General features: G+C 43.6%; 7 protein-coding genes. All 7 read left to right on the forward strand.

The features are described 5' to 3' along the window. Positions 1-472 precede the first annotated feature (472 nt). The 7 genes from CPIN_RS09020 to CPIN_RS09055 all read left to right on the forward strand — a co-directional run bounded on the left by CPIN_RS09020 (position 473) and on the right by CPIN_RS09055 (position 11,687). Positions 473-1,855 (forward strand): hypothetical protein, encoded by a 1,383-nt coding sequence (locus tag CPIN_RS09020; protein WP_012789464.1) that lies wholly within the window; start codon positions 473-475, stop codon positions 1,853-1,855. Between the two features lie 763 nt (positions 1,856-2,618). Then, positions 2,619-3,131 carry a hypothetical protein gene (locus CPIN_RS09030; protein ID WP_012789466.1) on the forward strand — a complete coding sequence of 171 codons (513 nt, stop codon included), beginning with the start codon at positions 2,619-2,621 and terminating at the stop codon, positions 3,129-3,131. A gap of 36 nt (positions 3,132-3,167) precedes the next feature. Beyond that, entirely contained in the window at positions 3,168-4,172 is a 1,005-nt protein-coding gene (locus CPIN_RS09035; RefSeq protein ID WP_012789467.1) for a helix-turn-helix transcriptional regulator, read from the forward strand. Positions 4,173-4,990: 818 nt separating this feature from the next. Continuing rightward, a complete protein-coding gene (locus CPIN_RS09040) occupies positions 4,991-6,724 on the forward strand; it encodes a hybrid sensor histidine kinase/response regulator (RefSeq protein WP_012789468.1) in 1,734 nt (577 codons plus the stop codon). Positions 6,725-6,836: 112 nt separating this feature from the next. Continuing rightward, complete coding sequence (locus CPIN_RS09045; RefSeq protein ID WP_012789469.1) at positions 6,837-7,871, forward strand: terpene synthase family protein; 1,035 nt, start codon at positions 6,837-6,839, stop codon at positions 7,869-7,871. A gap of 127 nt (positions 7,872-7,998) precedes the next feature. After that, positions 7,999-9,855 (forward strand): beta-N-acetylhexosaminidase, encoded by a 1,857-nt coding sequence (locus tag CPIN_RS09050; protein ID WP_012789470.1) that lies wholly within the window; start codon positions 7,999-8,001, stop codon positions 9,853-9,855. A gap of 290 nt (positions 9,856-10,145) precedes the next feature. Beyond that, entirely contained in the window at positions 10,146-11,687 is a 1,542-nt protein-coding gene (locus CPIN_RS09055; protein ID WP_044218199.1) for a T9SS type A sorting domain-containing protein, read from the forward strand. The last annotated feature ends 883 nt before the right edge of the window (positions 11,688-12,570 follow it).

Consider the following 12,570-nt stretch of genomic DNA (forward strand, 5'->3'; position numbering starts at 1 on the left):
AGCAATACATACAACGACAGAAGAAAAACCTGCAATGTTATCTCACAGAGAGAAAATCGTCTGTTGGCACAGTATTGATATATGCTGGTTGTATCAGCAGATTATTAATGGCAGGTGTCTGTAGCATCATATTATTCCAGGCACCCAATTTTTACGCAGGTGTAGCTGCCGGCATCCTTTTTTGTTGCGCCTTTCTTTGTCCTTTTCTGCGACGTCACCCGTCAGTTTTCATGATCATTACGGTATTAAACGCTATAACGCTTTGCTTTCTTTACAGCGCGGCAGATTAAGATAGCATTACTATACTCTTTTTTATGCTTGTATATCAATACGTTTTTTTGTTTCAGGAGGTTTTCTATCCTACACTGGACGGTATTGACGAGCGGGAAGAGCAATTGTTGTTTGTGAAATGATGAATATGTTTAATATAAGTGCTTAAATTGCACACTTAAAATCCCTATAACCTACTTTTATGACAACCTATTTCAGCGCTGTCCAGAGACGCGTACTCAAATTTATCTGGATCCCCGTGCTTATTTACCTGGCCTTTTATCTACCGGGAGACATCCACCAACGGGACTTTTATCGAAATACGGTTAACCAGTTGGATTATGTGTCAAATGTACTGTTTGTACTGCCGTTCTCATTTGCTGTCGGCTATGAATTCCTGATGCGGAATAAGTATAAGGAGCTGATATTCCTGATGCTGATTGCGCTTGCAGGAAGTTTCCTGATTGAGTTTGAGTTCTTTTCCCGGTTTAAGGCGCAAAATGGTTCGTATGGTCTGAACTCCTTATTGCTGGCTTTATTTGTCAACTTCCTGTTACTGATAGTACGCGCTTACCTGCTCGGTGGTCCGCAGATATGGCAGCGGGCCTTGGCAGGACTGCTTGTTACGTATTTTACGGCTACATTGTCCAGTCACATTTTTACGCTTACGAATCCGTTTCACATCACGAATTTCTGGCTGCGGGAAGTGATTACTTTACCTTTCCGGGTGCTGTTCCCGGTATTGTATTTCACCGGCTTGTTCCTGGCTGATAACCTGATGTCAGCAGAAGGTTATCTGGCAAAATTGCAATCAAAACTGGAGCGTATCAGCAGTAAGGAATACCTGGTACTCTACCTTTTCCTGTCAATGATATGCCTCTTCGGTGCAACAGCCTTTGGTTACCAACTGGGTATATTGTTTAGCAAGATCGGGGGACAAGGATCATTTCAGGCGGGTCATTATTCCATATACGTAGTGATCATTTTTCTGTTGTCTTATGCTACGGTATGTGTTGCCGGAGCTTATCTGCTACGCAATGTTGTGATTAGCCGTATGAATACTATTGGCAGTGACAATGGCTGGTTGTATGTATTACATTATTCTGTTCTGCTCAATATCATTCCTGTAATCGTCTGGAGCAATGCGGCATCCGTTCATAAAACAGAAGAAGAGAATGCGGTATTCTATCTGACTAAAGTGCCCTCATCCATTGGCATGGTGATCATGTGTTTAGGCGCCGTTTGTTCATTTACATCTGGTTTCTACATTCTGTCGGCAATGAGTCACTCTTCCAGTGGTTATATACTGGCATTTTCAGGGATCTGTATCTTCAGTTCCTTTATGCATACAATGTTGAGAAAGTTTAAAGATGCCGTATACGGGATACTGATTTTAAATGTGATATCAGTGTTGCTGTTAGCTGTGATATCCAGGGGAGAAGGCGCGTACATCGGCAGTATGCTGATGACTATTTATCTCTCCTTTTATGTGTTGATAGAGGTATTTCATCCAAGCCTGGATAATTATCAGTTACCGGAAGAAACGTACCAGGGAGATAAAAATCCCGGGGAGATCAGTTTTTAAAAGGCACTTGAATTTTACTGCATCAGGAAGATAATTCATAGTCTTCCCGTAGATAACCCATAGATAACCCGTAGATAACCCGTATCTATAAGAATGGGATATATACGGGTTATCTATGGGTTATCTATGGCTTATCTATGAAAAATCTCCCTGACACAGTAAAATCCTGTCATAGTCCTGATATAGGTTTACACGGTTGTTAGATCATCCTGTCTGAAGGTTACGAGAGCGGTGGTTAATCCTGTTTTAGTGCAGAAAAACTTTACAGTTCACATTTTACATGCAGGAATGGCTTTACAGGATAAAAAATGTTTCAGTAATCGCTTTGCTATTTTGGTGTCGATCCGCTTTTATGTTGTGTCCCGACAGCTGATATTATAAATGTTAACAGCTTATAACTATTATTAATAGTTGTAACTTTTATTCGTAGAAATTTTGTAAATTCAACCGTCACATTCTGCACTGAAAGTGACCCCTGCATCTGTTTTGCAGTAATGTACAAGGGACCGGCAGCATTAGTACACATGGGCATATTACGTTAACCTGAAATGAAATGGAAGACAGTTTTCAAATACGCTTATCCGGCGTAGTGTCTTTAAAATTCCGATCTTATTTCACTTTTCCAGGTGTTCCTACAATTGAACATCAATATGGCTGCACTTTATCCGCAGTACAACCCCTAAGCCGGCTGAACCCTCATCCCGGATAGGACGGTTACAACTTATTTCTCAGTTCCCCTCTTCACTTTAAATAACTGACTGACATGAAACTTGATGTTAACTTTAATTCATTATTACCTTTTCAACAATCCGAACACGTACCTGCATCTTTTGAACATTATTTGTCTTCAGAGAAGCCACCTTTGTATTATGCTACACCCCAATGTAGCGTATTGATACAGCAGATGCAGCTTTTTGAAAGAAGTTTCTGGTATACAGTCATCAATGCCACAGAGGATAACCTGCTATTGCGGTTCGATCTCACCCCTGGTCTGAGTAAATTATTGATTTACACTATTCAGAATGATAGTGAAATGATGTTTTTACACCAGGATATAGGGATCGATATAGGGGAGAACGATTATTGTTACCTGGGTGGAGGTTTTCAGCCCAAAGACCTGCGTGTATTGGTCAGTAAAGGCAGCTATCAGTCACTGGCTTTCCCGTTCTCTCCTGAACAGGATGACAGTGAAAGCATGAAAAGCGCCGAAACTTTTGCGTTCGTAAATAAGTTCCTTTTTGCCCTTGGTCTGATGAACACAGAGGCCAGAAAATGAGGGACAAGGCCATGATTCTTTAAAAACCTAACCAATATGCCAATAGAGTTCCGGTTGCCTGCGCATCTGACGCAGGATACAGCGATAACGCATGTTGTGCCCTCGCGTTACCGCAAATTACGTTTGCCGATACATGATACAGCTGCTGCTTTTGTATCGGGTAAATGGGGCGTACTGCTGAAGCAGCAGGTCCATGTGGCAGAAAGTTTTTATGCAGAATTGTATATAGAGCCGACGGCTGATCTCAGTATCACCGTGGTGGTCAGTCAGCCGGTGATTATTATGCAGGCAATTGTAACAGGCAATACCCGCATGATACATCCGGGCAGTCATATACAATTGCAGGCCGGAAAAATGGGTTTGCAATACCTGTCGCCGGATGTAGAATATACCATCAAGCTGACAGCAGGGCAAACATTCCGCAGTATTTATTTTCAGACGCCGGTTACATTGCTGGATGAACTCGCAGATACCTATCAGCAACTGAAGGAGATGTTGCGTGCTATCAATACAGACAGTAGCTTTTCAACACATCTGCCGTACATCCGGCTGAGTGCATCGGTGCGCATGGAGATAGAAAAAATGAAGAATTGTCCGCTGACTGGACAGGCCCGCACCCAGTACTATAATAACCGTATCAGCGACGTTGTCATTTCCTACCTGGATAATATGCATCGTATCACATTGCAGGACAGCAGACTGATATTACTGCATGAAAAAGAGATAGACGAGTTTATTGAAAGCGTGGATCGTTGTCCTGAAGAACCCGTGAATGTAGAACAGCGTGCGCATGCATTAGGACTGACGGAACGGGCTCTGGAAAATGCTTTTAAACTGAAACTCGGTAGTACGGTGAAAATATATGTGTTGCAGCAAAGAGTGGAAAAAGCAAAGCAACTGCTGGTGGCCACCATGCATACCATCACAGATATAGCACTGGAAGTGGGTTATTCGGATCCATCCTATTTTATCCGGATTTTCAAACAAACAGAAGGCGTCACTCCAGGCCGGTATAGAAGCGATCACAGTGCAGCTATTTAGCTGTATATAGGACAAAAGAGATAAAAAATATCCACGAGTTGTTTGCCTTTGTCCTATCGTTTATTCAGGCGGCTTGCGATATTTGTAAGGTGACTTTGAGATTAACCCGTTGAAATAAAGTCACGACATCAGATTGTTAATGCCACAATAGTATTGGAATGAACCTTGTTTGTAATCTGATTGAAGGTCTTACTTGAAAACTTATCATTGCTTTAATAAACATATTTGCCTTTTCATAATAATGCGGACAGGCGTTCTCCTTAGAATGCTGTTTTCCTCAACTACTTACGGAGTAGGGATGTCCGCATAAAGATCAATCAGCAGGATGCCCGGACCTTTGTAGACTGCAAAGGTCTGGCCTCCGCTGATAACAGAGGACTGAAAAGCAGATTCTTTTAATGGTATATTGAGGATATCTAGCTGTTCTGCTTATCCAGGCGGGACATTCTCTGAAAAATATTATAACGTATTAAGTGATCATGTAGATGGCGCATCCTTCGGGATAACCCGTCAAAAGGGATGCTTGTTCGTAAACTTTTTTAGTGTTGGCTCTTTGTCTACCGTTATTCTTCATCCGTTCGTTAATCCACAACCAAGGTAGGCAGGGCTATTGTAGCACAGTTCCGGTATGCCCCCACTTTCCCTCGTTAACTTGTAGGGTCAGCAGGAACTGCTAATGATCATTCCGGGAGAAGGCCCTCAGGCTTTTCCCGGAATTTGTTTTTACAGTCGCGTCTTTTCATTACTTGTCACTCATTTTCACTAATTTAGCAGTGACCAGACACCTGGCAACGTTACACCGGAGAAAACCTCAAAATATGTACAGATTGCTTTCCCTGATTAAGACGGGAACGGATGTTTTGCAGGAAAACAGGAAGCGCACCACAGTCGTTATTGTAAACGTAATGGCGATTATCCCTGCTATACTGGCATTCATCATGGGACCTGTGTTATATGCCATCACCGGCAGCTGGCTGACGTGGATCTCTCCATGGATAGAAGCAGGCGTGTTAACCATCGCAGTGATGCTGAATAAAAAACATCAGTTTAACAGAGCAGCCCTGCTGACTTTCCTGGTACATTCCTTCGGACTTTTTTTCTTTGGCCTCTTCCTCGGACGGGCAGCCTGTATAGAAGGTATTGTAATCTTCATGATCGGCTTTAGTTTTCTGCTATTTGAACGAAGAAAAGAACAGATACTCAGTATCTCTTTTTTACTGTGTATCGCACTGTTACTTGAAGTCAACGCATTTTATAAAATAGTCGATCATCTGCCTTATCCCGAGAGCGCAGGTAATCTGATGTACGGTATCATCTTCTTCCTGGTGACTTTCCTCAATATCATGGTACTGCGGTTTTACAGCCAGGACTTCTCTGACTGGATCAGGCGGCTTGAGATAAAAAGCATGTCCAAGAGTAACTTTATCGCTAAGACAAGTCATGATCTCAGGGGTTCTATTAATGTGATTGAGAGTATCCTCGAAGACTGGTTTGACCCTGCACATACTGAACCGGGAGAGCCGATTATGGTAGATTATGAACAGGTGTCCAGCATGTATTTCGCCACGCAGGACGTAAAGCTGGTGATGAACGATGTATTGAGCCTGAGTAAAATAGAATCAGGTTCTTATGATGAAATTACCCGCTCTTCTGTCAGGGTACGTGAATGGTTTGCTAAACGCGCCGCCGGTTATCAGGTACTGGGAAACAGGAAAGCGGTGAAAATAGCCTGTCGCATCAATGAAGATGTGCCCGAATATATCATCACTGACACTGCGAAAATGCACCGTATTGTAATAAATCTGCTTACCAATGCCATTAAGTTCAGCAGAAACGATACGACCGTCCGCCTGCATGTATATCTCCTGAATAATGCGACCATTTGTATGGATATTACGGATGAAGGCGTGGGTATTGAAGAAAAGAACCTGGAGAAAATATTCAGTCCCTATGTTTCCCAGCAACATCAGCAAACGGAATCCACAGGGCTTGGATTGACCATTTCCCGGCACTTTGCACATCGGATGGGTGGAAATATCACTGTCAGAAGTATTCCCGGAAAAGGCAGCACATTTACGCTGACATTACCATTGGAACAGGGCGTTATTCCGCAGGCCAAGATCCTGCCACCGGTATCTGCGGTAAATAACACAAACGCACAGGAAGACCTGCTGCCCCTGCATATACTGGTCGTGGATGACGATGTCATGTGCAGAACCATCGCAGAAAGACTACTGCGAAAGATGGTCAGCAGCGTCATGGTGGCAGATAGCCTGGAAAATGCCTTGTGGCTGGCAAATGAACAACCGCCTAACCTTATCCTGCTGGACCTGAATATGCCGGGTATCAGCGGCAAGGAAATGCTGTACAGGATAAAACATCACCCTCAGCTGGCAGATGTACCCGTGATTATCTGCTCTGCAGACGCCTATGAGGAGACCATCAGCGACATGAAAAACTTCGGCGCAGATGGTTACCTGGTGAAACCTATTACTACTTCAAGTCAGTTATATAACGAGATCATCAAGTTTAGCCCCACAATAGCAAACTGATTAATAGCCGTTTATCTCCCGGTAAGTATATACTTCCCTTATAAAGGCACGCATGGATTTTTTAAATTCAAAGTGATAACAGAATCTCCTGACATTTCTAAATCACTTTGTTATGTTGTATCCTACATTCAGCATTCCTGCGCTGTATTGCCCCTTCAATTCCCAGATCAGTCCTTACGCCAGTTCCGTCGAAGCGCATACTACACAATGGGTGGAGCGGTTTGGGCTGCATGAGGCGATCCGTGGGTACCGGGAGGCTAAATTTGCCTATATGACCTCCCGTTTTTATCCCACAGCGGAGTATGGACGCCTCTGTCTGGCCAATGACCTCCTGGTATTACTTTTTCTGATGGATGACATCTTTGATAACAAGGATGAAGAAGCACAGCATCCGGAGAACCTTAAAAAATTGCTTTATGCCTGCCTGGGTATCCTGAAAGACGGCCACCGTTACACCCTGGAGGACTGGCAGAACAGGCAGACGCCCGATAAGGATATTGTGCATAAAAGCATTACCCAGGCGATGGTAGCAAAAGGACATATGAACATCCTGGCAGCGCTGACCGATGTATGGCAGCGGGTACAGGCCTGTACTTCCCTCAGTTATCAGCAGACCTTTGTGCAGGATATGTTCAAACTGTTCAATGCCGTCAACTGGCAGAACCAGAATGTCAATGCGGACCGTATACCCTCAGTCGCCGATTACATCGAATCCCGTCCGCTGATAGGGGGAGCGCATATCGCTGCTACCCTGATAGAGCTGGCGGAACAGGTGCATCTCCCGGAGGACATCATTAATCACAAGAAACTGTCCAATCTGACCCTGTTATGCGGTCACCTGGGGTGTTGGGCCAATGACCTTTATTCGCTGGGAAAAGAGCTGGAACAGGGCGATACGCACAACCTGGTGCTGGTCATCCGGGAGGAACGGCAACTGGATATAGAAGCTGCCATCAATGAAACAGTCCGGCTGCATAACCAGGAAATGATCCAATTTGAGCGCATCTTCCATTCCTTGCCCACATTTGACGATAAAACAGATGAGGAAGTGTATAAGTATGCTTTTTGTCTGGCGATGATCGTACGGGGAAATATTGACTGGAGTCTGCAGGATACAGCCAGGTATCAGCAGCAGGTTTACGCGTAAGTAACAGATAGGGACGGATCTTTTTCACAGGCGTCCTGATGCAGGAAAATAGTAGGGCGCCTGTGTGGATAACGCTGTGTATCCAGCAACTATTTTATTACCTTAATAGCCCTTAAAATATCTTGTAATGAAGAAAGCATTGTTTTGCCTGGCCTTATGCTGCCTTGTAGTGCAGGCATTTGCCCAGCGGTTTAACATTATACCTGCGCCGGTTGAGCTATATGAACAACCGGGAGAATTCATCATTGATAAAAGTGTTGTCATCGTTGCACCTTCGGCAGGTACACAGTTAGATAGTACACTGCAATGGTTTAGCGACCGTATTGCGACAGCTACTGGCTTCCATCTGAAAACTGCGAAAACGGGGACGAAGGTGCTGCGTATCGTGTTGAGTCAGGCAGATAAGCAGGAAGGGTATAAGCTGAAGGTTACTCCTACAGAGATTACCCTGAAAGCTCCAAGCCCTGCCGGTGTATTTTATGGTTTACAGACATTGTTGCAATTGTTACCACCGGATATTGAAAGCAGTCAACCCATTGAACGTATCTGGTCAGTACCCTGTACAGATATCATTGATTATCCCCGTTTTGGCTGGAGAGGCTTGATGTTGGACGTCAGCAGGCATTTCTATACCAAAGAGGAAGTGAAGCGCTATATCGATGAAATGGCCAGGTACAAATACAATATTTTCCACTGGCACCTCAGTGATGACAATGGCTGGCGTATTGAGATCAAAAGTCTGCCGGAACTGACAAAGGTGGGTGCATGGCGGGTGGCTCGTACCGGCAGATGGGGGACGTTTGAATCTCCGCAACCAGGAGAGCCGGCAAAAGAGGGTGGTTTTTATACCCAGGAAGACATAAAGGAAATACTGGCATATGCGCAGGCCCGCTATATCACCGTTCTGCCGGAAATAGATGTACCGGCGCATAGTCTGGCGATGATCGCAGCTTATCCGAATCTGTCCTGTACACAATTGCACTATAACGTCAATCCGGGCAGTCATTTTTACAAAAAAGAAGATAATGCGCTTTGTATCGGCAATGATTCGGTATATCTCGTACTTGATAAAGTATTTACAGAGATCGCGGCACTATTCCCTTTCAATTATATCCATGTGGGAGGAGATGAGGCTTATAAAGGCTTCTGGGATAATTGTCCGAAATGTCGCAAAAGAATGGAGCAGGAAAACCTGAAAAATGTGGATGAACTGCAAAGCTATTTTGTAAAACGGTTGGAAAAGATACTCCGGAGTAAAGGCAAAAAACTCATTGGATGGGACGAGATCCTGGAAGGCGGATTAGCGCCGGAGGCGACCGTTATGAGCTGGAGAGGGATGAAAGGAGGGATAGAAGCAGCTAAGATGAATCACCATGTGGTCATGAGCCCCTGGGAGTATTGTTACCTGGACCTCTACCAGGGAGATCCTGCTGCGGAGCCGCCTACCTATGGTATGTGCAGACTGAGTGATTCATACAACTATGATCCGGTACCGGATGGTGTGGATGAAAAGTATATTCTCGGCGGACAGGGAAATCTCTGGACGGAATCCATCGCTAACTATCGTCATATTCAGTATATGACCTGGCCACGCGCATTGGCATTGTCAGAGGTTTACTGGAGTCCTAAAGCCAAACGTAACTGGAATAAGTTTGTGCAGAGAATGGAAGTGCATTTTGTAAGATTTGACACTGCGCATATTAAATACTCCCGTAGCGCCTGGAACGCTATTGTAAAACCGTCAAAAGATAATAACGGACAACTGTCCGTGCAACTGTCCACCGAAATTAAAGGACTGGATATTTACTACACATTTGATAATTCTGATCCGGATAATATGTATCCGCAATACACCGGACAGCCCCTGGTATTTCCGGCAGGCGCAGCAAACCTGAGTATCGTTACTTACCACGATGGGAAAAAGGTAGGAGAACTACTGACCGTTGGTAAAGAAGAATTGTTGAAACGGCTAAAAGATAACTGATTAATATACAGGAATGTAATACAGTAAAAGGGCGGCCCGTGTATCGGCCGCCCTTTTACTGTATTACATATATAATATTTTTATTCTTTTTTCAGGAAACTATTGCGTACTTTGATAGTAATTTAACTATCCGAGAAAGCCTGATGACTATACCAATTAAGAGGACACTTCCCTCAGTGGCTCTCACTATCATTTATTGTCTTGTCTCAACTATTTTTATTCACGCACAGAATAACAGTATCGCAGACAACATCCAGCTTTTTTCGCAGTCTGACACAGTGGCAAAAATAGTGGACAGTGTATCTAAGGAGGCGCCTGACGCCGATAGTATTCCTGTTGTAATGGCGATCACCACGACAACTCCCGATGGGATCTACGGTATCGGCACTACGATTACATTTCAGATAACTTTTGACCAGATTGTACATGTAAGCGGAGGAACGCCTGTACTTCAGCTGAATATTGCGGGAAAAGCGGTCAATGCATCCTATGTCTTAGGGGATAGTACAAATACACTCTCATTTACTTACACTGTTAGCCGTGGAGATACCAGCACCAGACTGGATTATGCCTCCGCAGATGCCTTACAGCCCAATGGAGCGGCTATTCTTGGCAGTCGTGGTTTACAGGCAGTACTGACATTACCTGTACCAGGTAATCCGGGTTCTGTTGCGGCACAAAGCCTGATAGTAATAGATGGTAATCCGCCGCCGGCCCCGGTAATCATTGTACCGGGCAGTAATGCAGTGTTTACACAAAGAGATATGATGATCAGTGGTTTGGCTGAACCAAATACACGCGTGACGATATACATTGACGGAAAAGTACTCACAACGGTTACAACAGATGCAAGCGGCAGCTGGACAACAATGATTACTCCTACCAATGTTGCCGACGGCAATCATAACCTGCGGGCCACTGCTACAGATGCGGCAGGCAATATGAGTCCGCAGAGTGCCGGTGTACCTATTATCACAGATCTGACGGTGCCGGGCGCTATGTCAGTAGTTATTTTATCTGCGAATAAAAATCCTGCATACGCGACAACCGGTGATGTAATTACCGTCTATTTTTCAGTAGATGATGTGATCGATGTGCCGGCAATCACGATCGGTAATAACCCTGCTACAGTCACTGCATTGGGGCCTAAGGAATATGTGGCGAGATATACAGTAACTGAAAATGATCCCGACGGACAGGTACCTTTCCGTATCATATTCAGAGATCTGAACGGTAATACAGGCGATACGATCCAAACGACTACTGATAACAGTAAAGTATTTATAGATAAGAAATCACCGGCTGTAACACTCAACACGATTGAGTCGTCACCCTTCAGGGCAGCCTTCCTGTTGTATATCAGCTTCAGCGAAGCCATCGCAGATTTTGATCTGAGTTATCTGCGTGCTACCAATGCCACTATTTCAGATCTCAACAGTATCAGTAATAACGTTATGACGGTATTGGTGACGCCGATGTATGATGGTCCGGTGACGGTTGATCTGGCGGCAAATGCTGCACATGATGCAGCAGGTAATCCTAGTCTGGCATCTGAACAGCTGTCAGTACAGGCGCTTTTCGGCGGTTATTTTGAAAAAGTATATCCTAATCCTGCTACCAGTATGATGCGCTTACAGTTTACTGGTACAGTGAATGAAAAGGCGACAATCACCATGGCGAGCTTCCGGGGCGTGGTGGTGTATGAAAAGGAGCTTTTCATGGATAGTAAAGTGCTGACGCTGGATGTGAGTAATATACCGTCAGGTGCGTATATTGTGACAATCAGGTCTAAGAATTATAGTTTTTATACAAATGTGATGGTCGTACATTAGGAAACGCTCTATAATGCTCTAATAAGGTTGTATTTTCAAATGGCAATTGATAGTTTATTCTGAACGAATTTTTTCTCTTTCCTTCGTAGTTCCTTATTAGTTTTGATATCATGTTCGCGACGTTTTTCCATAACCCTGAACTAATAATCAACGGGAATAGCATTATTGGAATGGATTTCCAATCTTACCATAAGGTATTCAGGAGGATCTCTTTTTTGATTAATAAGCTGACTAAGTAATGTTTCGTCGATGCTCATCTCTTCTGCGAACAGTTTTCTTTTTATTTGCAATAAAGAAACATATTCTTTTAGAAAATAGCCGAACGATAACTTATTATCATATTTTTCGCTTTTTATGTACGTCTCAATCTGAAATTTTAGAACGTAATAATCCTAATACAAGTTTATCCTCCTGTGTCGCTTCTAACTGAGATTTTATTCTTGCGGCAGCAAGCTGTTTTGCTGCCTCTTCTTTTTGCTTTTTATTTAATTTGACTGGAAATACGAACGAATCAACCAATTCTTCAGGAGGATAACTCTGCCATTAATTTTTTTACGCTCATATGTGATATTTTATAATAATTTCTTTTAATGATTTGCCATCCATATACATTTGCCTCCCAGCATCTATCATGTTATATTTACTCATGTAATGTTGTTTTAGCTCAGTTTTTGGCACCAATGACACACAGGCATCGATTCCAAAAGTTTCAAGCGCTATACGACAGGCAAATGCGATCAAGCACCCCGGTTATGTTAACGATAGTTAAGTGAAGGAGTAAAAATAGCCCATTTTGTGTATCTTCTATACTGTTGTTACAACATTTTCACTATTGATATTCCCTTTGTCTTTTATGTATTTTCAATATAATTTTCCTCGCTAA

This window comes from Chitinophaga pinensis DSM 2588 (assembly GCF_000024005.1).
Lineage (GTDB): Bacteria > Bacteroidota > Bacteroidia > Chitinophagales > Chitinophagaceae > Chitinophaga > Chitinophaga pinensis.